Raw genomic sequence first — 26440 nt, 5'->3', positions numbered from 1 at the left:
GCCATTAACATTACTGTATCATCATAGCCTTTTGCTGCTGCTTTTTGTAATTCTGGAAATACTCCAGTACTTTCAATTGCGCTATTAAGCAATGGACAGCCTCCAGCAATAGGAGGATTATTAGCTGCATCTTTGTATATAAGGAAAATTGCAAGGATTTTATCGAATGCTGTCTTTTTATTTTCCATTGCTTTATGAAAATGCCCCCACATAATCTCACCACTTTTGTCGTAGGCAGCAAGGACAATTTCTTCTTTATTTTTGAATCTACGATAAATAGCTCCTTTAGATAGTTCCGTAGCTGTCATTATATCCTGAATGGATGTACAAGTGATCCCATTAGTATTAAATAAATATAAAGATGTTTCAATAATCTTTTCTTTTACCTTATCAACTTTAGTCGTGCTTTGTGGTCCTCCTAATAAAACGAACTTAATATTTAAGGTGATTTTTACTATGATTTTTCTACAAGTTTTATTGTAAGTATAAATAAGTTTGAAGCAAAAATATCATATCAATCCCTATCTTATAGGAACTTAAAACAATACAGTTTGAGGTTCATTAAATTATATATTCTATATCATCTGAACGAATTTTCTGTCAATAATAAAATGACCAATTGGTTAATGCAGTCATATTATACAACTAATTTTACCTAAAATTATAGAAGAAATAAAAATATCGTTAATTTTAATGTATGAACATATAACTATTATATCTAATTTTTATTAATATGTTTAGCTAAAGGGGGGAGCTATTCCCACTTTCACTCCATTCTATAAACGGTTAATCATTAATAATTACTGGAATTTGATTGTAAATAAGCAACTGAGATACAAATATATTTTATTATCAATATATTTATCTTACAAATAATTCGTAAAAGGGTTTGAAAAACTAGAAACTTATAGTATTATTAGATTCCGAACCGAACCGTTCGGTTCGTAATCTAATATAAATATATTAAGAAGGAGAAACTAATGCAGCAAGAAAAATCAAAGATTTTAAGTAATAGAAGAAACGAATGAAGTTGATGACTCAATGGATGCGTTTAAGATTCTGAGAGACAAACACAATGTAAATACATCTATAAGGCTGATTCTGAGTCTACTGTATTACAGCCATTGTATAAAAAAGATGGCGAAATAAATTGTGATTAAGCATTGATTTGAAATAAACACGATTTTCCAGTGAAGATATAGAAATTGTATCATATGTAGTGCTGGAAAGAGTATCGTTCCGCATACTGTCACCTTTTTATTACCAAATTACTGTAATATCAATGTCTGTAAGCTGTATCCATATGCTGATTGAAAGAGAGAGGTTAGACATTTATTAAATCTAATTGTTTTAAATGGAGGATATTTAATGAAAAAATTATTTGAAAAGTCACCAGCTGGTGTAATACTTAGCTTTTTTGTAGTAATTATGGCACTTACAATCGTAGTAGATTCAGTTTTCGGGGCTATATTTACTGATGGTAATATATCGCAATTAGTAGCTCGTACTGTTCTAATTGTAATTATGTTGTTAGTTAATGTGACAGTGTTCAAACTGAAATTTGGAAATATGTTGAGTCGAATTGGATTAGGTCTTCTTTTATTGCTTCCAGGATTAAGTTATGTTGTACTAAATTTACTAAGTGTTGAATTTGACACTTTAATGAAAGCAAGTATGCAGGCTTATCTAATAGCGGTAGTATCTACACTTGCTGCAGTTTCATATGAAGAGATTCTATTACGTGGGCTTCTATTAAATGGATTGTTAAAAGCTTGGAGCCAGAAAAAGAACGGTATTTTGTTAGCTGTTATATGGTCAAGTTTACTCTTCTCATCAGTGCATGCTTTAAACTTACTTGCTGGCGCACCTTTAGATGCAACTTTATTACAGCTTGTTTATGCAACAGCATTGGGCTTCCTTTTCGCGGCTGTGTATTTAAGAACAAACAATTTATTAATACCAATTATCGGTCACTTCGTGATAAATTTCAGTGGTAAATTACAAGATATAGGTATCGATCCAGAGGAAGTTACGGGTCATGTTAGCGCAGGAGATAATGTTGGAGTGGCTCTTATTGCTATTACGGTGGCATCAGGTATTGCTTTTGTATTTGCGATGATTTATTTACGCAAGAAGAAACTTGCTGAAGTTAATGATTTAAACTTAAATATAAAGTAAGATTAGAACCATTAGTTATCATAAAGATATTAAAAGTAATTTATACATATAAAACGCAATTATACATTTTAGAAAATAAATAAGACAAGAAAACTGAGACAATGTTTTATGAGCAAAAAAGAATGAATTACAATGTAAAAATGTGATTACCTCATTAGCGTTATATTGAGGGATAGCAGGATTCTCGCACATCATCATCAAGCTAAAGTTTTATTACACCCCCAAAACGAAAAAACTTATTTATCGTTTTGGGGGTGACCTGTTTTCTTAGGTTGATGGGCATGGGGGAGCAGCATAGTAAATGAAATTTACATCAATGATTTTTCGAATATATCTATCGTAACTTCAAATATAGTAGCGATTCGGAGAGGAATACCGATTAACTGACAAAAAACAATAGTAGACGGATCTTTTTCACGATTCAAATGTAATCATCCAAACCCCAATTCATACACTAGGATAGAGGTTTTTTTTCCTAACAATCCGATGAAAAAGGAGCGTAATGATGAAAAAACGTATTGTTAATGAAGCGGGAGGAAGTATACCACAGCCAATCCGTAGCGATGGAGCAGGTGCGATCGATTCTGGACCGCGTAATGTCATGCGGGATATTCAAAATCCGAATATGCTCGTTCCGCCTATAACTGATGCGGGGTTAGTTCCTAACTTGAAGTTTTCATTCTCGGACACTTCTATGATTTTGAAACAAGGTGGGTGGTCTCGGGAGATTACTGTAAGGGAACTGCCGGTTTCGACTACGATTGCTGGGGTAAATATGAGTTTAACGGCTGGCGGAGTACGAGAACTTCATTGGCATAAAGAAGCGGAATGGGCGTATATGCTTTTAGGACGGGCACGCATAACGGCTGTTGATCAAAATGGACGGAATTTTATTGCTGATGTTGGTCCGGGTGATCTTTGGTATTTTCCGCCTGGTATTCCGCATTCCATTCAAGGGTTGGAGCATTGTGAATTTCTGCTCGTTTTCGATGATGGACATTTTTCTGATTTATCTACTTTAGCTATTTCTGATTGGTTTGCGCATACACCGAAAGAAGTGCTATCGGCTAACTTCGGAGTGCCGGAAAGTGCGTTTCACTCCATTCCTTCAGATCAAGTGTATATGTATCAGGGGGAGGTACCGGGTTCGCTTGAGAGTCAGGAAGTGCAGTCACCAGAAGGAGAAGTACCTTTAACGTTTAAACATGAACTATTAAAACAAAATCCGATTAAGACTCCCGGTGGTAGTGTCCGAATTGTAGATTCTACAAATTTCCCTATTTCCAAAACAATCGCAGCAGCGCTCGTTGAGGTTGAGCCTGGTGGAATGAGAGAACTTCATTGGCACCCGAATAATGATGAATGGCAATATTATTTGACTGGGCAAGCGAGAATGACGGTGTTTCTTGGAAATGGTACCGCTCGTACATTTGATTATCGAGCTGGCGATGTCGGATACGTACCGTTTGCGACGGGGCATTATATTCAAAATACAGGTGATGAAACATTATGGTTTTTAGAGATGTTCAGAAGCAATCGTTTTGAAGATGTATCGTTAAATCAATGGATGGCATTGACTCCTAAAGAAATAGTAGAAAGTAATATACATGTTGGGCCGCAAGTAATGGATTCCCTACGTAAAGAGAAGTGGCCTGTTGTGAAATATCCTGGGTTTTCATATAGTCCGAAAGAAAATGAATAAAAATGGGGATACGCGCTATTCTTTCTATAAAAGTATAGGAAGCGATGGCGTTTTTTGTTTGCATGAATAAATTGAAAGAAATCCCCAACACTTGCTGTTCTTTTTACTTAAATTGTGTACTATAAAGGATAGGATGATATAAAGAAGGGGTCATATAGAATGGAATTTCATGAACAGAAGATTTTGCCGGCAGTGAGGCAAATTAAAGATTTGGAAAAGCTATTACATAGTTCGTATGAATATATCGTTATTTTAGATATTCATGTCGGTCAATTGAAGAGTGTTATATCACTTGCGAAGCAATATTGTAAAAAGGTGTTTTTACATGTGGATTTAATTCATGGTTTGCAGAGTGACGGGCATGCGACGGAATATTTATGCCAGGAGTTTAGACCGTACGGGTTACTTTCGACAAAGGCGAGCGTTATTATGAAGGCGAAGCAAAAGGGTGTTGTAGCAATACAGCGCATCTTTTTAATTGATTCTAGTGCAATGGAGAAGAGTTGTAATCTTTTAGAAAAGACGAAGCCAGATTATATTGAGGTGCTTCCTGGTGCGTTAACGGATGTGATTACTGAGATGAAAGAGCGTACAGGTGTACCGATTTTGGCAGGTGGTTTTATTCGTACAGTTGATGATGTGGAGAAAGCGTTAAATGCTGGTGCGACAGCAATTACGACGTCTAAACGTGAATTATGGAAACATTACCAAAAAAAGTGACGAAAATGTGAATATTTCCGTTGACACCGCTTTCATTTGCGGTTAACATTATAGACAAGTTAATAAACGTGACGGAGAAAAGTAGAGATCCACATTTCATTGTTTCTATATAAATTTATATAGAAGCGTGCAAAGCTGTGGGTCTTTTTCTTTTGACAAAAACGAATGGCCATTCATTTTACCTCTATCACATTTGAAAGCGTTTAAATTGATTGTGGAGGGATACTATGTCAGCATTTTTAGGAGAGTTAATAGGGACTGCGTTGTTAATCGTACTTGGAGGCGGCGTTTGTGCTGGTGTAAGTTTAAAGAAATCGTTTGCGAAAGATTCAGGTTGGATTGTTATTACAATGGGCTGGGGCTTAGCAGTAGCGGTTGCAGCGTATGCGGTTGGATCAATTAGTGGGGCACATTTGAATCCAGCTTTAACGATAGGACTAGCGTTTAAGGGAGCGTTCCCATGGAGTGACGTACCAGGTTATATCGCAGCACAAATGATTGGGGCAATTATCGGGGCAGTTATCGTATATTTACATTACTTACCACACTGGAAAGAAACAGAAGATCCAGGAACAAAGTTAGGCGTATTTGCTACAGGTCCAGCAATTCCGAACACATTTGCAAACCTTTTAAGTGAAATGATTGGAACATTCGTTTTAGTATTTGGTATATTAGCAATTGGTGCAAATAAATTTGCAGATGGATTAAATCCATTTATCGTAGGTTTCTTAATTGTAAGTATTGGTTTATCATTAGGTGGGACAACAGGATACGCAATTAACCCAGCACGTGATTTAGGTCCGCGTATCGCACATTTCTTCCTTCCGATTGCAGGAAAAGGCGGTTCAAACTGGAAGTATGCATGGATTCCAGTAGTTGGTCCAATTTTAGGTGGATCACTTGCAGGTTTATTCCATCAAGTTGTATTTGAAGGAAAACAAAATTCAGCACTTATTTATGTGATTATCGCAACTGTGATTGTACTAGCAATCTCTTATATGACAAGTAAAAAAAGCGGAAGCAATACAAATAGTAGAAAAGTAGCATAAGGGGGAAACCGATATGAAAAAATATATTCTTTCATTAGACCAAGGAACAACAAGCTCACGCGCAATTTTATTCAATAAAAAAGGTGAAATTGTTCATTCAGCTCAAAAAGAGTTTACACAACATTTTCCGAAGCCAGGTTGGGTAGAGCATAACGCACAAGAAATTTGGGGATCTATTTTAGCAGTTATCGCAACTTGCTTAAGCGAAGCAGATGTAAAACCAGAACAAATCGCTGGTATCGGTATTACGAACCAACGTGAAACAACGGTTGTATGGGATAAAACAACTAGCAAACCAATTTATAACGCAATCGTATGGCAATCTCGCCAAACAGCTGAAATTTGTGATGAGTTAAAAGAAAAAGGTTATAGCGAAATGGTTCGCGAAAAAACAGGTCTTTTAATTGACGCATACTTCTCTGGTACGAAAGTAAAATGGATTTTAGATAACGTTGAAGGTGCAAGAGAAAAAGCAGAAAACGGCGATCTATTATTCGGAACAATTGATTCGTGGCTTGTATGGAAACTATCTGGTGGTAAAGCACACGTAACAGATTACTCAAACGCATCACGTACATTAATGTTTAACATTCACGACTTACAGTGGGATGATGAGCTTCTAGAAATGTTAACAGTACCGAAGAGCATGCTTCCAGAAGTACGTCCATCATCTGAAATTTACGGAGAAACAATTGATTATCACTTCTTCGGTCAAAATGTACCGATTGCAGGTGTAGCTGGTGATCAACAAGCAGCATTATTTGGACAAGCTTGTTTCGGCGAAGGTATGGCGAAGAACACTTACGGAACTGGTTGCTTCATGTTAATGAACACAGGTGAAAAAGCAGTAGCTTCTGAGCACGGCCTATTAACAACAATTGCATGGGGCTTAGATGGTAAAGTAAACTACGCATTAGAAGGAAGTATTTTCGTAGCAGGTTCTGCAATTCAATGGTTACGTGACGGAATGCGCATGTTTAAAGATGCAAGTGAGAGTGAAGTGTACGCTTCTCGCGTTGAATCAACTGACGGTGTATACGTTGTACCAGCATTCGTTGGACTAGGAACACCTTACTGGGATAGTGAAGTACGCGGCGCTATGTTTGGTGTAACACGCGGTACGACGAAAGAGCACTTCATTCGTGCAACGCTAGAATCTTTAGCATACCAAACGAAAGATGTATTATGTGCAATGGAAGCAGATTCAGGTATTGAACTGAACACATTACGCGTTGATGGCGGAGCAGTTAAGAATAACTTCTTAATGAAGTTCCAAAGTGATATTTTAGATGTTCCTGTAGAGCGTCCAGTGATCAATGAAACGACAGCTTTAGGTGCAGCATACTTAGCTGGTCTTGCGGTTGGATATTGGAAAAACCAAGATGAAATTAAAGCGCAGTGGCATATGGACAAACGCTTTGAACCAACGATGGAAGCGGAAACAAGCGAAGAGCTATATGCTGGATGGAAAAAAGCAATTGAAGCAACAAAAGCTTTCAAATAATCATAAACAGTGTTATAATGATGACAAGTTAATAATTCGGTAGGAGATTTGGAGAGACCACAACGCGCTATAGAGGCGAAATCTATAGCGGAGTTTGTGGTCTCTTTTTTCGTTATCAAAGGGAGGAATTACCATGAAATTTTCAAGTAAACAACGTAAAGACGTATTAAACGGAGTAAATAAACAAGAGTTAGATGTGATCGTAATTGGTGGAGGTATTACTGGTTCTGGTATTGCATTAGATGGAGCAACACGCGGGTTATCAACAATTGTGTTTGAAATGCAGGACTTTGCAGCAGGTACATCAAGTCGTTCAACGAAGCTTGTACACGGTGGTCTACGTTATTTAAAACAACTTGAAGTGAAAATGGTAGCAGAGGTGGGTAAAGAGCGTGCGATCGTATATGAGAACGGTCCCCATGTAACAACACCAGAGTGGATGTTACTTCCGTTCCATACAGGCGGTACGTTCGGATCATTCAGTACATCAATTGGTCTTCGTGTATACGACTTCTTAGCAGGTGTAAAACGAAGCGAGCGCAGAAAGATGTTTAACCGTGAAGAAACGCTAAACAAAGAGCCTCTTGTAAAAAAAGAAGGGTTAAAAGGCGGCGGTTACTACGTAGAATATCGTACAGACGATGCGCGTCTTACAATTGAAGTAATGAAAGAAGCAATTGAGCATGGTGCGAAAGCTGTTAACTACGCAAAAGTAGACAGTTTCTTATATAAAGATGGAAAAGTATGCGGTGTACGTGTAATCGATTTACTAGACGGAGAAGTGTACGAAGTTTACGGTAAGAAAATTGTCAACGCTGCTGGTCCTTGGGTAGATACACTTCGTGAAAAAGATAACTCGAAAAAAGGGAAAGTACTTCAATTATCAAAAGGTGTGCATTTAGTAATTGATCAAAAACGTTTCCCACTCGGGCAAGCAATTTACTTCGACACACCAGATAAACGTATGGTGTTCGCGATTCCTCGCGGCGGAAAAACATACGTAGGTACAACAGATACGTTCTATGATAAAGATGCAGCTGTACCACACATGACAACAGAAGATCGCACATACATCATTAATGCGATTAACTACATGTTCCCAAGTGTGAAAATTACAGAAAAAGATGTGGAATCAAGCTGGGCTGGTGTACGTCCGCTAATTTACGAAGAAGGTAAAAACGCATCTGAAATTTCTCGTAAAGATGAAATTTGGACTTCTGAATCTGGCTTAATTACAATCGCAGGTGGTAAATTAACAGGATACCGTAAAATGGCTGAAATGGTAGTAGACTACGTAACGAACTTACTACAAAAAGAAGGTCATAGTGCATATCAGAAGAGCGATACGAAACATATGCCAATCTCTGGTGGACATGTAGATGGTTCACACGGATTCCCAGCATTCGTTGCGAAAAAAGCAGGCGAAGGTACGAAATACGGTTTAACGACAGCACAAGCAGAAGAGTTTGCGAAATTCTACGGCTCTAACGTTGACGTACTATTCGATTTAGCGAAAAAACATAAAGACGAAGCGAAAGAATACAACATGCCGCTTGACGTTCTAATCCCACTTGTATACGCAATGGATTACGAAATGACAGCAAAACCAGTTGACTTCTTCGTACGTCGCAGAGGTGCTGTATTCTTCAACATCCACTGGGTATACGAGTGGAAAGAAGCAGTAATCAACTACATGGCTGCGAAACTAGGCTGGAGCAAAGAAGAACAAATGAAATATACAGCTGAACTAGAAAAAGCATTAACAGATGCTGTCATTCCTGTAGATCAACAAGAACAGGCAGCTGCATTAGCGTAAAATAGAAAACCACCTGAAGGGGAGCCTTTAGGTGGTTTTTTTGTGCGTTATGTATAGAATATACTTGTATTTTATAACCAAAAAACCTAATATTTAGCTTGTTAAGAGAGGTTTCATACAAAAAATAAGATATCAATATGAGGTGTATCATGAAAAAATTAATTACGTATGATTCTGAAATTCAGATGGCATATCTGTATGTAATTCCATTCACTTCAGAAATTGAGATTGAATCAACTGAAGAATTGGAAGAAAATCCAAAATTGAATGTAGATGTAGATCAATTTGATCGTATAGTGGGGATTGAGTTTTTTGGAGAAAATGCTAATAAATTAAAAGAATTAACAAATAGGAGTAAAATATATATAAAGAAAACGTCAAGTGATAATAAATACATATACTCATTTAGACTTTCTCAGGATACCCATTTGCAAAAAGTGTTATTTCATAATATCGTATTTTATTTTTCGGATAAGAAGTATGAAGAATTTATCGGTTTTGATATTATGAACCCCTCTTTGTATAGCCATGAGATATTAGATTCTTTAAGTGAGTATTAGGAAGAAGGAGGACTCGGTGAAATGAGTTCTCTTTTTCATTTAGCGGTGAGGGGAATCTTGACTATAGAAAACGAAGGTAAAAATCCTTATTGCAAAATAAAAGAGCGCATTGGGAGGAAGACGCTCTTTAGGTGAATGTAGTGTAATGACTATTTGGTTTATTATATGTAATTTGCTGAGGGAATGATTTCCCAAAAAAATATTATTTTAAAAAGGGAGTTGTAATTGATAAAATCAAGAGTTAGTGTTTATAAAACTTTCACTTTATCCTTTTCTTATTATTGGAGGTATAAAGAAAAGCAAGAAGTCCGTATAAGATGCCTCCTAATAAGAAAAACGGTTCAACAATTATCAAGAGTAAAGAAAGGGATTCTGAGTCCAACAAGCTTTGAATGATCCCTACACAACCCCGCAAACCTAAAACCACACATGCTCCCCATGCTGAAGTGAGCAACAGCGAGAGTTGCTAGGTGATATAAATAGACTCGTGGACGAACCATCAGGTAAGGTCGTAGGAAGTTCGATGAGGAAGTAGGAACGAAGAGGGGGAAAGAGCCCTTCTTCGTTTTTGCGTTAAAAGCAACAATATGTACGAAAACAGCCATTAAAAAAGACAAACCTAGCGATTTGATTAGGTTTGTCTACGTTTGATACTTTTTCAGTTGTTAAAACTTGATTGGTTTTTCTATGTTATTTACTACTAAAATCCTTCCAATTATCGGGTTAGTTAGTTTTTTACATTTATAATTGTAATAGGATAGTTAGCGACCATAATCAGTAGTTTTTATAGTTGTTGCCCTTTAACGATGAACTTAGCTTTACCTAATGTATGTTCAATCATGCTGAAGTCCATGAAAGCTGGTGTTGATTCTAATGGAATATCCAATGTTTCAACATCGAGAGCTGTTAAAATAAAGTGATAGTTATGTGGGGCGTCACCTTTAACTGGTGCTGGACCAACATATTGTGTTAAACGAGTATCGTTAGGCATTGGAATAACTGCTTTTGGCATTAAACCACTTTTTGGGTTACCGGCATCTGCTTCTAATGATGAGATGTTTCCTGGAATATCTTTAATCGCCCAGTGCCAGAATCCTGATTCTGTTGGTGCATCTGGATCAAAAATAGTTAAAACAAAACTTTTAGTTCCTGCTGGAACACCGCTCCAAGTAATTTTAGGTGAAACTTCTTCGCCACCTTCAACGCCAAACATTTTTGAATAATGGGCAGGTGCAAAGAACCCGTTTTCTAAAGAATCTTCTACTTTTACTGTGAATTTTTCTGCCATAATCGAGTCACTCCCTTTCGTTATAAATTAATATTACCAATACGAAATAAAAATAAAAGTAGACACTTTAAAGTTCTATACGAACTAAAAAGTAACAATTGAGAACTAGCAACGATTATGACCTGAAATATATTTCTTTACGAATGTATAAAACTTTTCCATAGGTTGTGTCGTCTAATATATGGGAAGGAGGAAATGATGTGGATGAATTAACGATAGAAGTGTTTGAAATAGAAGATAAGGAGGACCTTATCGACGAAATAATGAACAAGTATGGACAAGAAGTCCTGGAGCTTGTGTATTCATATGTAAATAATAAAGAGGTTGCGGAGGATTTAACGCAAGATATATTTGTGAAATGCTATAAATCTCTTCATACATATAAAGGAAATTCGAACTTAAAAACATGGTTATGGAGAATTGCAATCAATCATTGTAAGGACTATATAAAAAGTTGGTATAACAAAAAGGTAATCGTGACAGAGGATGACTTTACATATATGGGGAGTCAAAAAGAAAGTGTGGAACAAACTGTTATTCAAAATGCAGAGGATAGTAGGCTGGCTGCTGCAGTAATGAACTTACCGATAAAATATCGAGAAGTGATTTATCTATTTTATTATGAAGAATTATCAATTAAAGAAATTGCTACGGTAATAGAAGTGAAGGAAAACACAATAAAAACAAGACTGAAAAAAGCGAAGGAACTTTTGAAGAAAGGATTGGAGGAATAATCAAATGGAAGATCGATTAAAAGGCTTGCGAAAATCAGTGGAGAACACAACTTTTAAACATTTGAGTTTTTCTGATCAGCATCGAAAGCGGGTGCGTGAAAAAATCAATCAATCGTCCGAAAAGGAAGAAGATATCCTTTTAGCAGTGTTGCAACTTCTGATGAATGAAAAAACAGGTTATGAATTGATGCAGTTACTGAGGGGGAGAGGGATTCACAAATTCGAAGGCAATGAAGGGTCTCTATACACTGTATTACATCGCCTAGAGCAGAATCACTTTATCCAATCTAGCTGGGACCACGCGGGAGCTAAATATTATCAATTAAATGATAAAGGAAACAAGATGCTGCGAAAGGCAGAGAAGAATGCTACGAAGGCGCGATTTATATTCAAAGGATTAGTACAGGAGTGAGGCAAAGTTGAATAAAAAAGGGGAGCGTTTTTTAAAGGAAGTTACGAACCATATTAAATCAAAAGAAGCAAAGAGCTTTGTAGCAACTGAACTAAATTTTCACTTAAAACAGGCGAAGAATATGTGGATAGAAAAAGGGTTAAGTGAGGAAGTTGCTGAAGATAAGGCTGTTGATCAAATGGGGAGTCCGATTAAACTTGGCCGGGAACTGAACAAACTGCATAAGCCAAAGGTTGATTGGTTCTTAATTGGTTTATTAGTGGCTGCGATGGGGCTAGGATTTTTGCCAGTTATAACTTTTGGACATGCTGACTTATTAATAAATAAGGTGATATTTGTTATTCTCGGCATTGCAACAGCTGTTGGGATCATGCTACTTGATTATCGGAAGTTAGAGAGGCTCGGGTGGCTGTTTTATACAATCGGTGTACTTATCTTGTTAATGACAAAATGTTTTCCGACTGGTTATGTGATTGGGGAAGCAATAATAAAAATGGGCCCCATCAGAATTGACTGTTTAATGACGATACCATTCTTTTTTCTAGCATGGGCTTCATTTTTTAATAACAGTAGATTAAAGTTTATACACCTTCTCATGTTGTACGTATTTTCTTTATATCTATTTTCAACTACATCAACTCTTGTACCACTTTTCATCTACATTACAATGGTATTCGTTATGCTTTGGTGGAGTAAATTAGGAAAGAAAACGGCATGGCTCATTACAATGTTACCAATTTTTCTCTTTATTATTAGGGATCTCTTTTCCTGGTCTGCCGTAAAAGAATACCGGATAGCTAGAATTTTAGGATTTATAAACCCAGCGCATGATCAATGGGATTTACGTTTACAAGAGGCGATGTCTTCAGCAGGTTGGTTTGGTACATATGGAAATATAAAGTCTATCCGTGCTGCCCATACTGATTTTGTATTCGCGAGTTTGACTTACTATTATGGATATGTACTTGCACTAGTTCTTGTCATTATTCTTTCTCTTTTTGCAGTAAGAATAATGAACATAGCTTATAAAATAAATGATGGTTATGGTAAATTGCTTCTCGTTGGCGGAGTGACTCTTTTTGTAATCCATTTTATTTGTAACGTTGGCATGATTTTAGGATTATTACCGCGTACTTCTATATCATTACCTTTTATTAGCTACGGGTTGATACCAACTTTATTTCATGCATTTATAATGGGAATCGTGTTAAGTGTATATCGACGTAAAGATATGCCGTTTAGAATGAGAAAAACACCTTGATGATCATCAAGGTGTTTTCGTTATAAGTTCAAAACTATCCGAATCAGCCCCAAGAACAAAAGGACTAACCTCGCCAACGCTATAAAGTTGTAATTCATGCATCGCTCGCGTACAAGCAGTGTAGAACAGTCTACGTATGCTTTCATCACTGTACACATCTTTAGAAGCATCGTAAATAATAACCGCATCAAACTCAATGCCCTTCGCTAAATAAGCAGGGATAATAACAACGCCTTGCTCGTATTCAGCAGAGGTGCTCTTCACAAGTTTAATACCTTCAATGCTACTAAGTGCCTCATAGGCAGCGGCACTTTCGGCAGCGGATTTACATATAATTGCGATCGTATTGTGATTTTGTTTTTGTAATTCAGCAATTTTGGAAGTAATATGCTCGTGCAGTTCGTTGTGATTTGATACCTTAGTCACTGTAGGTTTCTCACCGTCACGTTCAAATGCGTGAATGTTGTTGCCTTCCGGTACGAGAGCACGTGTAAATTCAATGATCGGTTTTGTTGAGCGATAGCTACGAGTTAAATTGATGCCGTTCGTTTCATCTGGTCCGTATAAGCTAGTAAGTGTATTGAAATTCACTGCTTCACTCGCATGGGCAAATATCGCTTGGTTAAAGTCTCCGAGTACAGTCATTCTTGCAGCAGGGAAGAGACGTTTTAAAAATTCAAATTGAAACGGCGAGTAATCTTGTGCTTCGTCTACGAGTACGTGTTTAATCGATCTATTCGTTTGGAAGCCTTCAATTAATTCTTTTAAAAGTAAAAATGGAGTCGCATCCTCGTAATATAGCTTTCCTTCATCAAGCATGTTTACTGTTAATGAGCAAATGTCATCCCATTCTTTCGGTTTTTCTCCAGTAACCCATGATGCATCTGTGAAGAGCTGTTTATAGATGCCTGTGAAATTGATGAAACGTAATGTTTGAACGCCTTTACGAAGTGGCTTCAATTTTTTACGGACAATCATACGTCCAAGTACTTTCGTTTCTTTCTTAAAATCATGAAAGGAGTTATCGTCAAACTCGCCTTTTTTCTGTAAATATTTATAAGCCTTTTGGTATTCATCTTTACTAAGTAATTCAATTTCTTCTTCTACCCAAGGCTTTTTCAGTTCCGCTTTTTCAATTGCATCTATTTGTTTGTTTAGCCAATCTGTTAACTTTTCAATTCGATTATGGAAACGGAGGGAGGAGTCAGTGTTGTAAAATTGCTCTGTAATTTCTTTAGCAGAAACAATTAACTTTCCTCTAAATTTCATTCCTCTAAATAGCATGCCAGACGATTCAAGAGATTGTCTGTACGCTCTAATCATCTCGAAAAATTGAGTGGATGCTTTAAATCGGATGCTCGCATTTCTCGTTTTATAGGTAGGGCTATTCGTTTCAGTTAGCATATATTCTAATTGCTCATAAGGATCTTCCACATCAAAGGACTTACTTAGTCTATGGTTTAAATATTCTTGGAATGTTACTTGTTGCATATTTTCTTCACCGAGTTCAGGTAGTACGTTAGAAACGTAGCTATTGAACATAGAGTTAGGGGAGAAGAGAATAATTTGATCCGCTTTTAGCCATTCGCGATATTTATATAATAAGTAGGCGATTCGCTGCAAGGCAGCTGACGTTTTACCACTACCAGCAGCTCCTTGCACGATAAGGAGTCGGCCTTCATCGTGACGGATAATTTCATTTTGCTCGCGCTGAATTGTAGCAACGATGCTTTGCATATGTTTGTTCGTACCTTTTCCGAGCGCTTGTTGCAGGATTTCATCACCAATTGTGAGACTCGTATCGAACATAGAATCAATCTCGCCATTTTGAATAATGTATTGTAATTTTTTCTCCACATTACCGTGGATTACGCCACCTGGTGTACTGTATTCAGCTGGCCCTGGTGGATAATCGTAGTACACACTCGAAATGGGGGCGCGCCAGTCATATATAAGAAAGTTTTCTCCGCTTGCATCAGTAAGTGTAGCTACGCCGATATAAATTTGATCGGCAGCAGATTCTCCTTCTTCTTTGAAATCAATTCGCCCAAAGTAAGGTGCTTTATGCATGCGTCTTAATGCGGCAAGTCGATTAAAGGTGTGCTTATGGGTAATTTGTGTGACAGCTAGTGACTGAGCTTGTTGTCTTAAGTTGATAACTGTTTCAAGATAATCATCGAAAGTATCAGTATTCACTTTCACGTCATCCCAGAAATGTTTACGAATATTGATTACTTCTGCCCGGCGTCTGCCAGTTTCGTTTTCCAGTTTATCAATTTGCTGCGTAATCGTTTCGATTACGGTATCCAATCTTTTTTGCTCTAAATCAAGTTTTTTATTCATACGTAAGCACTCCTTTAAAAGTGAAAAATAGAGGTTGACTGAAGAAAGATTTTGTTGTACAATTAAGATACGGATAAATACGTTGTTCGGATTTACGAAAACGTGTTTCTGTACTAATTTAACATATTTTTTTAATTTAATCAATAATGATGAGATAAACCCTCGGTTCCACGCTGCGTGAATCGAGGGTTTTTTGTTTTTCTTTAAGAAACAATTGTAATTTTGCCGGGGGAGAATCTAAGTAGAGCATAGAAGAAAATCAGGGATAGGGGGATACTGATGGAAAAATATTTTGAGGAAGCACATCGTTTTTGTTCTCGTAATAGAAAGCACTTAGAAAAGGATGTTATATGTGGTTGTTTCTATTGTTTAGAAATTTTCCATCCAGAAAAAATTACAGAGTGGTGGGATGATGATAACACAGCAATTTGTCCGCATTGTGGGATTGACTCTATTATAGGGGAAAGTTCAGGATTTAGAATCACAGAAATGTTTTTAAGTGAAATGCATAAAAGGTGGTTTTAGTTAAATAAATGACAAAATAAACTTTCGTGAACTAAGATTTTACACTATCCATAAAACGAAAAAGACGTTATCCTTCCTGTAGAATCGGAGAAGTAATCATATAATTTCATTTGCCGAAAGAGAAGAGGGTACACAAAAAAGCTCGGGCTAAGCCCGAGCTCTTCATTATTTCTTTTCGTCTTTCTTAGCATCAGCTTTCTTCTCGTCGAAAAGATCTTTTAAATCTTTATCATCAACTTTTACGTCAGCTTTTTTGATTTCTTTCATCATAAGATCGTTCATGAATGCGCCATCTTGTGCTTTCTTCGCAATTAGTTCTTTTTTGATGTCTGCTTTAGATTGTTCGAATGATTTTTCTGGCTCTTTAATGTCTGTAACTTTAATGATGTGGTAACCGAATTGTGTTTTTACAGGTTCGCTTACTTCATCTTTTTTCAGTTTATAAGCAGCATCTTCGAATTCTTTAACCATTTTACCATGTTCGAAGAATCCTAAGTCTCCACCTTTTTCTTTTGAGCCAGTATCTTCAGAGTATTGTTTCGCTAACTCTTCGAAAGATTTACCTTGTCCAAGTTCTTCTTTAACCTTTTTCGCAGTAGCTTCATCTTTTACAAGAATGTGGCTTGCTTTAATTTCAGGTTTGTAGTTGTCTTTTAATTCTTTATCAGTGATTGTTTTTTCAATTGCTTTTTCTTGAGCTAATTGAGCACGTAACATATTTTTAAATGTTTCTTCTTTCATACCTTGTTGTTTTAACAGTGTATCGAATTGATCACCAACTTGTTTTTTCGTTTCATCGAACTTCTTGTCTACTTCTTTGTCATCTACTTTGTAGTTTTTGATAAGTACTTTCTCCATAACCATACCTTGTAAGACTTGGCTACCAGCTTTTTGCTTCATTTCATTGTAGAAATCGTCTTTTGTAATGTCACCAGCTTTAGATGTAACGATTTTGTCTGATGATGATGTTCCACATGCTGATAATGCGATTACACTTGTTGCGGCTAAGGCAAGCATAGCTTTCTTCATTCGATAAACACTCCTACTATTATGTATTTTTAATTTATCCTACACCAATGAACTTAAGTTCATAAGAGCCCGATTAAGTCTCACTGATACTTTTGCTTTTTATATTGGTAAAGCGCGCTTAACAGGGCTTACCGAGGCTGAGGATAAAGTTTTGATGAATGTTTTGTTCTATAGTATAAGCAATATGTACAAAATTTAATATATCATATTTCGAACCGTTTTCATATTGATAAAGAAAAATTAACCAGCATGTGTCAGATTTTGAAAGTGTGCCATATTGGGCGTATGTCGCATATACAGAATAGAGGAGGGGATGGGGATGAATTCTCAACTTATTTTATTACTTGTACTGTTTATTTTATTGGTTATAGTAGGTATAATTTGCTTATAGAGGAAAAAAGTGAGGAAGGGGCTTTCCTTCCTCACTTTCCATGAAATATAATTTCTATATAACTAGAAATTAATAAAATTGTTATACATACATTAATAACCCGAAAGACACTGGGTTGGCGGCTCGCAGCTATTTGTTTTCGTTCACACAGTGTATGTGTCATGAAATTCGTGTAAAATATAACAAGAAGTGCGAATGCGACAAAAACAACTGTTATAAGTGTCATGAGGCGAGACCTCCTTTTGGCTAAAATACATATATATATTGTATCACACGATATTTTGTTCGTGTTACAAAATTCAGAAATAGAAGACTTTGTGTTAGAAAGTGAGGGAGAAAATGGACGTTGTTAGAAGATTAGAACAAGCTGAATACTACGTAGACCTACTATTTAAAATGATTGATGAAGAGAAGTGTCCATTTTATTCTTTGATCATAAAGAAAAAAGCTCGTAAAAAAGATATTGAACGTATACTAAAACTTTGTGAAAAACTGAACGAGCAATATGTAGTGGAGAAAGCAGAAGGGCTTCTTTTGTTCGATGCACTATTAAATCAATTTGAAAAAGCGCTTCCACATCAGCTCGAAGTAAACGAAACTGCGGAAGCGCTAGCAAAACAAGGTTTATTTAATCCGCTTATGAATGAATTCTTAAGCATGATTGCGAAAAAATAAATAGATTATTTTTTAACTAACTTTTGATCGGATTCTGTAAAGTTCTCTTCAATATCTTCTAATGATTTCTCAAAAATATCGATGAAGTCTTGTCCGTAAATATTACGTAGGATTGCGATTAGTTCGATATTTTCTGGGAACTTCCCATAAAAGTTACGAAGTGCAAGAGCCCCATTAAACACTGAGTTACTTTCAGGATCATACTCCTCCATTAAGCGAAGTAGTAATTCTTCCCCTTTTTCTGTAATTTCAATGTACGTATTTCGTTTATCATCTTCTTTTTTTGAGAATACAAGATAGCCGCGTTCTTCAAGCTTTTTAGAGAAGTTAAACGCCGTTGATACGTGCATAACTCCAAACTTAGCAATCTCAGAAATAGAAGCCCCTTTTAAATGATAAGCGATTGTTAAAATATGATGTTCATTAATATTTAAATCGTAAGGTTTAATCCACATTTGCCAATCTTTCTCTACACATTTCCATAGCGCTTTCGATAATTGAGCAATGCGTTGGCTGAAAATCATCGCTTCTTTTACCGAGTAATCTTTTTCTCCACTTTTCATTTACTCACCCACTTTAACATTCTTTTTTCATTACTATCTATTATGCCAGTAAAATAAAAATTAATAAAGTCTTTTTGTGAGAATTGTGAAAATTTTTCGGAAAAATGACATTCTATACAAATCATGCATAACTATGGAAGCGTTTTATGAGTCGTGAATACATGCGTTGTCCATACATGTTAAGTGATAACATATATTGTAAATGCATAAAAACACGGCATATCTATGCGATATGCCGTGTTAAGGTCAATTTATATAAAAAATATTTGTTATATGCAAAAAACTAAGCAGGAATTTGTTTACGCTTTTTCTGGAACAGCTTCTTGTAGTTTCTCAATTGACTTTTGGATGTCCAAAATTTCTTTCTCAATATGGCGCTTGTTTTGAGAGATATCTTGCTTCCAGTTAGAAAGCGTGTCTTGCATGTCGTCTTTTAATTCTTGAAACACTTCTTTACCTTCTGAAGCAGTTTCAACGATTTGACGCTTTAATAATTTCGTATCAGCTGTAATATCAGCTAAAGTCTTTTTAATATCATTTCCTTTTTCTTTTAACTTGCCGCGCATGTCTTTACCAGAAGAAGGAGTTGAGAAAAGAACGGCTAGTCCAGCAACTGCCCCGCCGCAAATAACACCTGTAATAAAGGATTTAGCTTTTGACATAAAAGGAGACCTCCTTATTTTTTGTTCGTATTCATGATGTGAAAAAGTATGCATATCTTTCTTATATATGCTATGCACAAACAATCATCCCTGAGCATTTTAAGTGAAGAAACAAGCCATGCAAAATCCGACGACTTCAGGGAAGCGGATTGTTATGTATTACGCTTTCTTATAGTGTCATTATTTCACACTATTTGCAATTGTACTTGCGATGTTTTGTAAATTTTCCATAGTGTATTCATTTTGGTGTGATTTCCAAACAGCACCGAAACCATCTTTTTCACCGTAGCGTGGAATTAAATGAAGGTGGAAGTGGAACACAGTTTGTCCAGCTTTTTCACCGTTATTGTTAAGTAGGTTAAAGCCAACTGGATTAAACTCTGCTTTAATCGCATTTGCGATTTTTGGAACGACAGAAAAAATGTGTGATGCGATTTCTGGCGTTAACGCAAAAATGTCTTGTTTGTGAACTTTTGGAATAACAAGGGTATGTCCTTTTGTTACTTGACTAATATCTAAAAATGCAAGCACATGTTCATCTTCGTATACTTTTGAGCAAGGGATTTGCCCGTCAATGATTTTACAAAAAATACAATTGTCTGCTGTATGATTCATCGATCTCATCCTTTCAAATAGCCTTAGCCGTATTTTACCATAATTACATAAGAGAACAAACACGAAAAACAGGAAGCTGACTCAGCTTCCTGTTTTCTGAAGAGGGATTGAAAAAGCATTATCGTAATTTACGTTTCGCAGACACCTCATTTATTTAAGAAATGCACGGTAAATCGGCTAAAGTTTCTGCCGTAGACACCCCATTTTCAAGTGAAATGAATTGCAATCTTTTTTAAAATGAAATTGTTTATTTTTTAAAACAGTATATGCTCTTTCGGAGACACCCCGTTTCGAAAATGAAACAAATAATCTGGTTATGTGTAAATTTCATTGTCCAACATGGACACCCCATTTCATGATGACTTCACTATGTTGTTGTACTCATCAATTGGTGGTTGCTTTTTCAATGTTTCCTTCTTCAATAATTATGATGTCCGCTTTCGGGAAAATATATGCTCATAAATTTAAATTTTTTTTTGAGGACATGGATACTATGTAGTACACCATGATTTTTGGTAAGATGAATATAGAATGAATACTAATGAAGAAAGTGGTGTCGTATGAGCGAGTTATTGCGTGTAGAAAATGTTACAGGAGGATATACGAAACGACCTGTATTAAAAGACGTTTCGTTCTCTGTTAATAAAGGCGAACTTGTCGGCTTAATCGGTTTAAATGGGGCTGGTAAAAGTACGACGATTAAACATATTATCGGTTTAATGGAACCGAAAAAAGGAACTGTCACAATTAATGGGAAAACAATTCGTGATGATATGACAGCGTACCGTTCTAGCTTTTCATTCATTCCAGAAACGCCGGTATTATATGATGAATTAACGTTAGAAGAGCATTTGAAGTTAACAGCTATGGCGTACGGCGTTGATGAAAAACAATATGAAGAACGTGTAGGACAACTATTACATGAATTTCGCATGAAAAATCGTTTAAAATGGTTTCCATCTCATTTCTCAAAGGGGATGAAACAAAAAGTAATGATTATGAGCGCATTTTTAGTTGAACCATCTCTTTACATAGTAGACGAACCTTTCGTTGGATTAGATCCATTAGCGATTCAATCGCTTCTTCAAATGATGGATCAAATGAAAAAGAGTGGTGCAGGTATTTTAATGAGTACACATATTTTAGCAACGGCAGAGCGTTATTGTGATTCGTTCATTATTTTGCATCAAGGTGAAGTAAGAGCGATGGGAACATTATCTGAACTGCAATCACAGTTTAATATGCCAGGTGCAACGCTAGATGATATTTATATTGCATTAACGAAGGAAGAAGATTATGAATAGCACAGCATTATGGAAAGAACGATTTCGTCACTTTCTAAAAGAAGTTCGTACATATAGTAAATACGTATTTAATGATCATTTGAAATTTATTTTCGTATTTATCATCGGCGCAGGGGCGTATTATTACCAGCAATGGTTACAAACGTTAACATCTTCGTTTCCGACAGCGCTCGTTATGGCAGTGTTACTCGGTCTCGTATTAACGGCCGGATCCATTCAAACGTTATTAAAAGAAGCGGATCTCGTATACTTACTGCCAGTTGAAGAAAAGTTAAAACCTTACTTTACAAAGGCATTTCTTTTTACATTTATGATTCAGTTATACATAATCGCAATCGTAGCAGCTGCGCTTGCTCCGTTATACTTCCAGCAAATGAAGCAAACAGGTGCTGGCTACATATGGATTGTACTCGCGTTTGTCATTGTAAAAGCGTGGAACTTATTCGTTGCGTGGGAAAAATCATTTTTAACAGACCAAAATATACAAAGAGCTGATTGGTTTATTCGTTTTATTTTAAACGGCGTATTTGTGTACTTCCTTGTAGAACGTACTTCCGTTATGTTTATTGGCGGAACCGTCCTTCTCATGGTGTTATACCTCGTAGTACTGCATCAAATGGTGAAGGGGAAGCCGCTAAACTGGGAGTATTTAATTTCTGAAGAAGGTAAGAAAATGATGCTACTGTACCGCATCGCGAACATGTTCGTTGACGTACCAGCATTAAAAGAAAGAGTATCCCGCAAGAAATGGCTTGATTTCATTCTGTCAATGATCGGTGAAAAGCGTACCTATTTATACTTATATACGAGAACGTTTTTACGATCTGGCAACTATTTCGGTTTATATGTGCGCCTGCTCGCTCTTGGCGGAGTTATTCTTTACTTCATTCCGTTTTTATATGGACGATTTATCGTAAGCTTTATCTTCCTATACTTAATCGGCTATCAGCTCTTAACTTTATGGAAGCATCACCGCATGAAGATTTGGCTTGATTTGTATCCAGTAAAGGTAGATGAAAAGAAAAAAGATTTTCTTACTTTATTAAATGCAATTCTAATCATCGGGAGCGTAATCTTTACAGTTATATTTGCACTAGCAACGAAAGATTTCATGATGACAGGAATTTTACTTGTCGTAAGCATATTATTTAGTATCGGTTTCGTTTACCAATACGGGGCGAAACGCATTGAGCGTTTAAATTGAAAGGAATGAACCTATGATTACATACGAAGAGAAAGTTATAAAAGAATTGGAGCAGTGGAAAGCTACATTCATGAAAGATTCTTCTATGATGACACGGTTCTCAAAAAAAGTGCAGACGAAAGTACAACAGCTTATTCCGGCGAAAGTACAAAAGGTGCTAACAGAAACGATTCGGATGATGGTACAAACGATCAGCGCTGGATCAAACTTTATAAAGCCGAAGCTCAAAGAAACAACATGGTCACTGCAAAGACGTGACGATGAAGTACGTAAAAAAATGGATGAGTACAAAAAAATAGCAGCGGCAGAAGGAGCAGGGACGGGAGCTGGCGGTATTCTCCTTGGCCTTGCCGACTTTCCGCTTTTACTCGGCATTAAAATTAAATTTTTATTCGATGCAGCAACATTGTACGGATTTGATACGAGTAACAAAGAAGAGCGCCTGTTTATCCTTCACGTTTTCCAACTCGCCTTTTCAAGTGACGATCACCGAAAAGAAATATGGAATGTGGTTGAAACGTGGGATACAGAAAAAGAAAATCATATGGACTGGGAAAAGTTCCAAACAGAATACCGAGACTATATCGATTTAGCAAAAATGCTTCAGCTCGTACCAATAATCGGTGCCCCAGTCGGCGCATATGCGAATTATCAACTACTGCAAAGACTGGGTGAAGTGACGATGAATTGTTATCGTATGCGCTTGCTGAATAGGGATTAAAAAGAAGGCCTCCTACATGTGTAATGTAGGAGGCCTTTTCTTAGAAGCTAACTCCAATTATAATCAATACGATTAAAAGTACAGTGATTAATGGAAATCCACTCTTACCAGCTTGTCCAGCTTCACCGCCGCCAGTGCCACCGCTACCACCTTTACCGCCAAGTCCCATATGGAAATCCTCCTTATTGTTATATGTTGCTGTTACTTTATATTTTCTTAATTACTAATAAATCCCTTCTGGAGCGCTAACTAACTTGCAAATCATTTCGTTTCATTTTATAATCTACTTACCGACCGGTAAGTAAAAATAAGTGAGGTACAGTATGACAAAGAATTTACAAACATCGCAGAATATTGTTGAGGCATCATTTAAATTAATGGCAGAACACGGTATTGAGAAGATGAGCCTTTCCATGATTGCGAAAGAGGTAGGTATTTCAAAACCGGCTATTTACTATCATTTTTCTTCTAAAGAAGTGTTAGTTGATTTTTTATTTGAAGAAATTTTTTCAGGGTATCATTTCGTGAGTTACTTCGATAAAGAGCAATATACGAAAGAAAATTTTGCAGAAAAATTAATCGCAGATGGTTTACATATGTTGTCTGAGTATGAAGGACAAGAAAGAATACTACGCGTTATCAATGAATTTATCGTAACTGCGGCACGAAATGAAAAGTATCAGAAACGTTTATTTGAAATACAAGAAGATTTCTTAAATGGGTTCCACGATTTATTGAAGCTGGGTGTTGAACTTGGCGTCGTGTCACAACATGCAACGGAAGAAAATGCTCATACACTAGCGCTTGTTATCGATAATATGAGCAACTATATGCTCATGGGATTCCAGTTAAAGTATAAAGAAATTTGGATTCAAAATGTGAAACATGTCATGAAGGAGGAATAAAAATGAAAATGCAAAAAAACTGGTGGCTCGGTTTTCTTGGATTTATTGGGATCTATAAAATTCCAGGTATGATTGAAGCTTTTCAGGCGGATGGAAGTTGGCTTAAGTTAATCGGTTTCATTTGGTTACTTTGGTTTGGATATTTTATTCCTGAGAAGAAAGAAGATTAAATTTCAATTTTCTGTAAATTTATGTAAAATATAGATTGATATTATTCATATATTAGATTACTAGATTTGGAGTGGTTATATGGATCCATTGAAAAATGAAATTCACCCTGACATGGTCAAGGTGTGGAAAGTTCGTGCTGTAATTGAAGAAGGGATCGGTATACTTGTCATTTTAGCTTACCTTTTCCTCATGATAAAATTTGATTGGTGGGCGTGGATTTTGTATGTGATGATTGGGCTAACAGTTGTGTTCGCACCATTTTCGTACTTTTTATTCCCAAAACTACGTCAACGTTATTACAGCTACCAACTAAATGAAGAAGAACTTGAAATACAGCACGGTCTTTTCGTCGTAAAGCGCGTATTAGTACCGATGATTCGTGTGCAGCACGTTACGATTGAACAAGGTCCGATTATGAGAAAATATGGCTTAGCAGAATTACACATTTCAACAGCGGCAACTTCTCACAGCATCCCAGGCTTAACGATGTATGAAGCAGAAATGTTGAAAACGAAAATCGCAGAATTAGCGAAAGTGAGTGATGAGGATGTATAAGAGACAGCATCCAATCACGATGTTATTAGAATTAAAAATAAGAGATTTTATACCGCTCTTTATTTTCATGTTTAGTTTAAACGGAAAATTCCCGTTTTGGTATTTAATTCCCGCAGCATTTGGTTTACTCACCGTTTTTTCAGCGTTTGAAAAGTGGTACTACACAACATACTGGGTTGAAAATAACGTATTACATGTGAAACAAGGTCTCTTTGTGAAGAAGGAGAGCTACTTAAATAAAGAACGTGTTCAAACGATTAATACAAGTTCTAACGTGTTATATCAAATGCTCGGTTTAAAGAAAATTCAAATTGAAACGGCTGGCGGAGGCGATGATGCAGAAGTTAGCTTAGCCGGTATTACGGCAGAAGAAGCGGCGGAGCTTATTTCTTTACTAAATGAGCCGACTCCAGAAGTGAAAGTAGAAAAGACATCAGAAGAAGTAGAAGTAAAAGAAATCATTACAGAGGAAAAACAAGCGACAGAATACAAATTAACGTGGAAAGAGATTTTAATAGCGTCTGTTACATCTGGTCAATTTGGAGTATTATTCTCTTTAATCTTTTTCGTTTATCACCAAGTAGATGAGTATATTCCGAAATGGATAAAAAATAGTGTGACGTCATATGTAATGGACCACGATATATATGGCTGGATTTACATGGTAGCTATTTTACTCGTCGTTTCTTGGATTATATCTACAATTGGCTACGCGTTAAAACATGGTAACTTCACAGTAAATCGAAAAAATGATGAAGTCCGTATTTCGCAAGGGTTACTGGAAAGAAAAGAACTCGTACTAAAATTGCACCGTATTCAAGGTATTACGATAAAAGAAAGTATTTTACGCCAACCATTCGGTTATTGTGCTGTGCAAGTAGAAGTAATTCAAAGTAAGGGAATGGATGACGAAAAAGAAAAAGTTACGCTGCATCCAATTATTCGAAAAGATCGAGTGCAACAGTTACTCGCACATTTACAGTTACCATATGAACTGAATACAAACATTATTTCATTACCAAAAGCAGCATTGCGCCGCTATCTCATTGATAGTTTCATTTTCTTCGCTATGCTAGCAATCCCGCTTACTGGAATAAGTATATACTTTGAAAAGTATTACATCATGTGGGCATTACTACCGCTCGCGATCCTCATCTTTACACTTGGCTACGCAACATTTAAAACAAATGGTTACAGTGTTAATGGAGAGCAAATTACACTTGTATATCGCAGCGTTGGAAAATACACAGGACTTGTCAGAAGAAGACACGTCCAATCAATGGAAAAAACGCAATCGTATTTCCAGCGCCGCGCGGATTTATGTACGTATAAGTTCTCTAGTGCATCATCGAATTATAAACTAGAGCATACGAGAGTAAATGATGTGGAGAGAATGCAGGATTGGTATAAGAAGAAAATAAGTGAAGAATAACTTGAAAGGGCTTGCCTATTATGAAAGGCAGGCTTTTTTGTTATAGGGAAATGAGTCGTTTAATCTATATATTAGTACAACTACAGCACACATGTATCAATGCGTATGAAAAAAGGTAGTA

28 protein-coding genes are annotated in these 26440 nt (G+C 36.4%); 19 read left to right on the top strand and 9 right to left on the bottom strand.

The genetic code is table 11. The features are described from left to right. Positions 1-437 (bottom strand): TetR/AcrR family transcriptional regulator (locus COK05_RS13560; RefSeq protein ID WP_098612976.1); only part of this gene is annotated, 437 nt, incomplete at its 3' end. Between the two features lie 931 nt (positions 438-1368). Between COK05_RS13560 and COK05_RS13555 the strand changes: the two genes are divergently transcribed. The 7 genes from COK05_RS13555 to COK05_RS13525 all read left to right on the top strand — a co-directional run bounded on the left by COK05_RS13555 (position 1369) and on the right by COK05_RS13525 (position 9529). Next, positions 1369-2178 carry a CPBP family intramembrane glutamic endopeptidase gene (locus COK05_RS13555; RefSeq protein ID WP_098612971.1) on the top strand — a complete coding sequence of 270 codons (810 nt, stop codon included), beginning with the start codon at positions 1369-1371 and terminating at the stop codon, positions 2176-2178. A gap of 505 nt (positions 2179-2683) precedes the next feature. Continuing rightward, entirely contained in the window at positions 2684-3880 is a 1197-nt protein-coding gene (locus tag COK05_RS13550; RefSeq protein ID WP_098612970.1) for an oxalate decarboxylase family bicupin, read from the top strand. 159 nt (positions 3881-4039) lie between these two features. Continuing rightward, positions 4040-4600 carry a glycerol uptake operon antiterminator GlpP gene (glpP, locus tag COK05_RS13545; RefSeq protein ID WP_098612969.1) on the top strand — a complete coding sequence of 187 codons (561 nt, stop codon included), beginning with the start codon at positions 4040-4042 and terminating at the stop codon, positions 4598-4600. 227 nt (positions 4601-4827) lie between these two features. Continuing rightward, positions 4828-5649: a glycerol uptake facilitator protein GlpF gene (glpF, locus tag COK05_RS13540; RefSeq protein ID WP_001272195.1), complete on the top strand. Its 822-nt coding sequence runs from the start codon at positions 4828-4830 to the stop codon at positions 5647-5649. Between the two features lie 13 nt (positions 5650-5662). Further along, positions 5663-7153: a glycerol kinase GlpK gene (gene glpK, locus COK05_RS13535; protein WP_098612968.1), complete on the top strand. Its 1491-nt coding sequence runs from the start codon at positions 5663-5665 to the stop codon at positions 7151-7153. Between the two features lie 133 nt (positions 7154-7286). Continuing rightward, positions 7287-8969, top strand: coding sequence for an aerobic glycerol-3-phosphate dehydrogenase (gene glpD / locus COK05_RS13530; protein WP_098612967.1), 1683 nt, complete (start codon positions 7287-7289; stop codon positions 8967-8969). 149 nt (positions 8970-9118) lie between these two features. Continuing rightward, positions 9119-9529 carry a DUF2283 domain-containing protein gene (locus COK05_RS13525; protein ID WP_098612966.1) on the top strand — a complete coding sequence of 137 codons (411 nt, stop codon included), beginning with the start codon at positions 9119-9121 and terminating at the stop codon, positions 9527-9529. 784 nt (positions 9530-10313) lie between these two features. On the opposite strand, the gene COK05_RS13520 is transcribed toward COK05_RS13525, so the two are convergent. Further along, positions 10314-10817 (bottom strand): YbhB/YbcL family Raf kinase inhibitor-like protein, encoded by a 504-nt coding sequence (locus COK05_RS13520; RefSeq protein ID WP_098612965.1) that lies wholly within the window; start codon positions 10815-10817, stop codon positions 10314-10316. Between the two features lie 200 nt (positions 10818-11017). On the opposite strand from COK05_RS13520, the gene COK05_RS13515 reads away from it, so the two are divergent. Genes COK05_RS13515 through COK05_RS13505 form a run of 3 tightly spaced genes read left to right on the top strand, consistent with a single transcriptional unit; the run spans position 11018 to position 13224 of the window. Then, positions 11018-11551 (top strand): sigma-70 family RNA polymerase sigma factor, encoded by a 534-nt coding sequence (locus COK05_RS13515; protein WP_098612964.1) that lies wholly within the window; start codon positions 11018-11020, stop codon positions 11549-11551. Between the two features lie 4 nt (positions 11552-11555). Continuing rightward, positions 11556-11963 (top strand): PadR family transcriptional regulator, encoded by a 408-nt coding sequence (locus COK05_RS13510; RefSeq protein WP_098612963.1) that lies wholly within the window; start codon positions 11556-11558, stop codon positions 11961-11963. Between the two features lie 7 nt (positions 11964-11970). Further along, on the top strand, positions 11971-13224 hold the full coding sequence (locus COK05_RS13505; RefSeq protein ID WP_098612962.1) for an FtsW/RodA/SpoVE family cell cycle protein: 1254 nt from the start codon (positions 11971-11973) through the stop codon (positions 13222-13224). Positions 13225-13230: 6 nt separating this feature from the next. Here the strand turns inward: COK05_RS13505 and helD are convergent, their stop codons facing one another. After that, positions 13231-15567 carry an RNA polymerase recycling motor HelD gene (gene helD / locus COK05_RS13500; protein WP_098612961.1) on the bottom strand — a complete coding sequence of 779 codons (2337 nt, stop codon included), beginning with the start codon at positions 15565-15567 and terminating at the stop codon, positions 13231-13233. Positions 15568-15846: 279 nt separating this feature from the next. Between helD and COK05_RS13495 the strand changes: the two genes are divergently transcribed. Beyond that, complete coding sequence (locus COK05_RS13495) at positions 15847-16092, top strand: cytoplasmic protein (RefSeq protein ID WP_098612960.1); 246 nt, start codon at positions 15847-15849, stop codon at positions 16090-16092. A 165-nt stretch (positions 16093-16257) separates the two neighbouring features. On the opposite strand, the gene prsA is transcribed toward COK05_RS13495, so the two are convergent. Both prsA and COK05_RS13480 read right to left on the bottom strand, forming a co-directional pair. Then, complete coding sequence (prsA, locus tag COK05_RS13490; RefSeq protein WP_098612959.1) at positions 16258-17121, bottom strand: peptidylprolyl isomerase PrsA; 864 nt, start codon at positions 17119-17121, stop codon at positions 16258-16260. Between the two features lie 422 nt (positions 17122-17543). Continuing rightward, positions 17544-17738 carry a hypothetical protein gene (locus COK05_RS13480; RefSeq protein WP_000172691.1) on the bottom strand — a complete coding sequence of 65 codons (195 nt, stop codon included), beginning with the start codon at positions 17736-17738 and terminating at the stop codon, positions 17544-17546. Between the two features lie 113 nt (positions 17739-17851). On the opposite strand from COK05_RS13480, the gene COK05_RS13475 reads away from it, so the two are divergent. After that, on the top strand, positions 17852-18187 hold the full coding sequence (locus COK05_RS13475) for a DUF1878 family protein (protein WP_098612957.1): 336 nt from the start codon (positions 17852-17854) through the stop codon (positions 18185-18187). Between the two features lie 5 nt (positions 18188-18192). Here COK05_RS13475 and COK05_RS13470 read toward each other — a convergent pair whose 3' ends face one another. From COK05_RS13470 to COK05_RS13460, 3 genes are all read right to left on the bottom strand, one after another. Then, positions 18193-18750: an HTH-type transcriptional regulator Hpr gene (locus tag COK05_RS13470; protein WP_098612956.1), complete on the bottom strand. Its 558-nt coding sequence runs from the start codon at positions 18748-18750 to the stop codon at positions 18193-18195. A gap of 299 nt (positions 18751-19049) precedes the next feature. Next, a complete protein-coding gene (locus tag COK05_RS13465) occupies positions 19050-19412 on the bottom strand; it encodes a YtxH domain-containing protein (protein ID WP_000030302.1) in 363 nt (120 codons plus the stop codon). 180 nt (positions 19413-19592) lie between these two features. Further along, positions 19593-20027, bottom strand: a complete 435-nt coding sequence (locus COK05_RS13460) for an HIT family protein (RefSeq protein ID WP_001016835.1) — start codon at positions 20025-20027, stop codon at positions 19593-19595. A 560-nt stretch (positions 20028-20587) separates the two neighbouring features. Between COK05_RS13460 and ecsA the strand changes: the two genes are divergently transcribed. From ecsA to ecsC, 3 genes are read left to right on the top strand one after another with little or no spacing between them, the layout of a single operon-like run. Beyond that, positions 20588-21331: an ABC transporter ATP-binding protein EcsA gene (gene ecsA / locus COK05_RS13450; RefSeq protein ID WP_098612955.1), complete on the top strand. Its 744-nt coding sequence runs from the start codon at positions 20588-20590 to the stop codon at positions 21329-21331. Further along, positions 21324-22535, top strand: a complete 1212-nt coding sequence (gene ecsB, locus COK05_RS13445; RefSeq protein ID WP_098612954.1) for an ABC transporter permease EcsB — start codon at positions 21324-21326, stop codon at positions 22533-22535. The genes ecsA and ecsB overlap by 8 nt, the downstream gene beginning before the upstream one ends. A gap of 13 nt (positions 22536-22548) precedes the next feature. Further along, complete coding sequence (gene ecsC / locus COK05_RS13440) at positions 22549-23256, top strand: ecs operon protein EcsC (protein WP_098612953.1); 708 nt, start codon at positions 22549-22551, stop codon at positions 23254-23256. 40 nt (positions 23257-23296) lie between these two features. Here the strand turns inward: ecsC and yjcZ are convergent, their stop codons facing one another. Further along, positions 23297-23425 carry a sporulation protein YjcZ gene (yjcZ, locus tag COK05_RS13435; RefSeq protein WP_098612952.1) on the bottom strand — a complete coding sequence of 43 codons (129 nt, stop codon included), beginning with the start codon at positions 23423-23425 and terminating at the stop codon, positions 23297-23299. Positions 23426-23579: 154 nt separating this feature from the next. On the opposite strand from yjcZ, the gene COK05_RS13430 reads away from it, so the two are divergent. The 4 genes from COK05_RS13430 to COK05_RS13415 all read left to right on the top strand — a co-directional run bounded on the left by COK05_RS13430 (position 23580) and on the right by COK05_RS13415 (position 26319). Then, the gene (locus tag COK05_RS13430; RefSeq protein WP_098612951.1) at positions 23580-24161 is read left to right on the top strand and encodes a TetR/AcrR family transcriptional regulator; all 582 of its coding nucleotides are present in this window, start codon (positions 23580-23582) and stop codon (positions 24159-24161) included. Between the two features lie 2 nt (positions 24162-24163). Continuing rightward, positions 24164-24331, top strand: a complete 168-nt coding sequence (locus COK05_RS31315) for a hypothetical protein (protein WP_000783806.1) — start codon at positions 24164-24166, stop codon at positions 24329-24331. A 79-nt stretch (positions 24332-24410) separates the two neighbouring features. Beyond that, positions 24411-24887, top strand: a complete 477-nt coding sequence (locus COK05_RS13420) for a PH domain-containing protein (RefSeq protein WP_000371358.1) — start codon at positions 24411-24413, stop codon at positions 24885-24887. Then, a complete protein-coding gene (locus COK05_RS13415; RefSeq protein ID WP_098612949.1) occupies positions 24880-26319 on the top strand; it encodes a PH domain-containing protein in 1440 nt (479 codons plus the stop codon). The genes COK05_RS13420 and COK05_RS13415 overlap by 8 nt, the downstream gene beginning before the upstream one ends. Positions 26320-26440 lie beyond the last annotated feature (121 nt).

This window comes from Bacillus cereus (assembly GCF_002567495.1).
GTDB lineage: Bacteria > Bacillota > Bacilli > Bacillales > Bacillaceae_G > Bacillus_A > Bacillus_A cereus_AQ.
Note: the sequence above shows the minus strand (reverse complement) of the source record. Positions and strands in the feature narration are given on the sequence as shown.

What these genes read in the sequence shown, in the direction of transcription:
- COK05_RS13525 (WP_098612966.1), top strand. Translation starts at nt 9,119, where the DNA reads ATGAAAAAATTAATTACGTATGATTCTGAAATTCAGATGGCATATCTG.
- COK05_RS13555 (WP_098612971.1), top strand. Translation starts at nt 1,369, where the DNA reads ATGAAAAAATTATTTGAAAAGTCACCAGCTGGTGTAATACTTAGCTTT.
- COK05_RS13510 (WP_098612963.1), top strand. Translation starts at nt 11,556, where the DNA reads ATGGAAGATCGATTAAAAGGCTTGCGAAAATCAGTGGAGAACACAACT.
- COK05_RS31315 (WP_000783806.1), top strand. Translation starts at nt 24,164, where the DNA reads ATGAAAATGCAAAAAAACTGGTGGCTCGGTTTTCTTGGATTTATTGGG.
- ecsB (WP_098612954.1), top strand. Translation starts at nt 21,324, where the DNA reads ATGAATAGCACAGCATTATGGAAAGAACGATTTCGTCACTTTCTAAAA.
- glpD (WP_098612967.1), top strand. Translation starts at nt 7,287, where the DNA reads ATGAAATTTTCAAGTAAACAACGTAAAGACGTATTAAACGGAGTAAAT.
- yjcZ (WP_098612952.1), bottom strand. Translation starts at nt 23,425, where the DNA reads ATGGGACTTGGCGGTAAAGGTGGTAGCGGTGGCACTGGCGGCGGTGAA.
- COK05_RS13475 (WP_098612957.1), top strand. Translation starts at nt 17,852, where the DNA reads ATGGACGTTGTTAGAAGATTAGAACAAGCTGAATACTACGTAGACCTA.
- glpP (WP_098612969.1), top strand. Translation starts at nt 4,040, where the DNA reads ATGGAATTTCATGAACAGAAGATTTTGCCGGCAGTGAGGCAAATTAAA.
- COK05_RS13470 (WP_098612956.1), bottom strand. Translation starts at nt 18,750, where the DNA reads ATGAAAAGTGGAGAAAAAGATTACTCGGTAAAAGAAGCGATGATTTTC.
- COK05_RS13480 (WP_000172691.1), bottom strand. Translation starts at nt 17,738, where the DNA reads ATGACACTTATAACAGTTGTTTTTGTCGCATTCGCACTTCTTGTTATA.
- COK05_RS13465 (WP_000030302.1), bottom strand. Translation starts at nt 19,412, where the DNA reads ATGTCAAAAGCTAAATCCTTTATTACAGGTGTTATTTGCGGCGGGGCA.
- COK05_RS13460 (WP_001016835.1), bottom strand. Translation starts at nt 20,027, where the DNA reads ATGAATCATACAGCAGACAATTGTATTTTTTGTAAAATCATTGACGGG.
- glpK (WP_098612968.1), top strand. Translation starts at nt 5,663, where the DNA reads ATGAAAAAATATATTCTTTCATTAGACCAAGGAACAACAAGCTCACGC.
- COK05_RS13520 (WP_098612965.1), bottom strand. Translation starts at nt 10,817, where the DNA reads ATGGCAGAAAAATTCACAGTAAAAGTAGAAGATTCTTTAGAAAACGGG.
- COK05_RS13415 (WP_098612949.1), top strand. Translation starts at nt 24,880, where the DNA reads ATGTATAAGAGACAGCATCCAATCACGATGTTATTAGAATTAAAAATA.
- COK05_RS13550 (WP_098612970.1), top strand. Translation starts at nt 2,684, where the DNA reads ATGAAAAAACGTATTGTTAATGAAGCGGGAGGAAGTATACCACAGCCA.
- ecsC (WP_098612953.1), top strand. Translation starts at nt 22,549, where the DNA reads ATGATTACATACGAAGAGAAAGTTATAAAAGAATTGGAGCAGTGGAAA.
- glpF (WP_001272195.1), top strand. Translation starts at nt 4,828, where the DNA reads ATGTCAGCATTTTTAGGAGAGTTAATAGGGACTGCGTTGTTAATCGTA.
- COK05_RS13430 (WP_098612951.1), top strand. Translation starts at nt 23,580, where the DNA reads ATGACAAAGAATTTACAAACATCGCAGAATATTGTTGAGGCATCATTT.
- ecsA (WP_098612955.1), top strand. Translation starts at nt 20,588, where the DNA reads ATGAGCGAGTTATTGCGTGTAGAAAATGTTACAGGAGGATATACGAAA.
- COK05_RS13495 (WP_098612960.1), top strand. Translation starts at nt 15,847, where the DNA reads ATGGAAAAATATTTTGAGGAAGCACATCGTTTTTGTTCTCGTAATAGA.
- helD (WP_098612961.1), bottom strand. Translation starts at nt 15,567, where the DNA reads ATGAATAAAAAACTTGATTTAGAGCAAAAAAGATTGGATACCGTAATC.
- COK05_RS13420 (WP_000371358.1), top strand. Translation starts at nt 24,411, where the DNA reads ATGGATCCATTGAAAAATGAAATTCACCCTGACATGGTCAAGGTGTGG.
- prsA (WP_098612959.1), bottom strand. Translation starts at nt 17,121, where the DNA reads ATGAAGAAAGCTATGCTTGCCTTAGCCGCAACAAGTGTAATCGCATTA.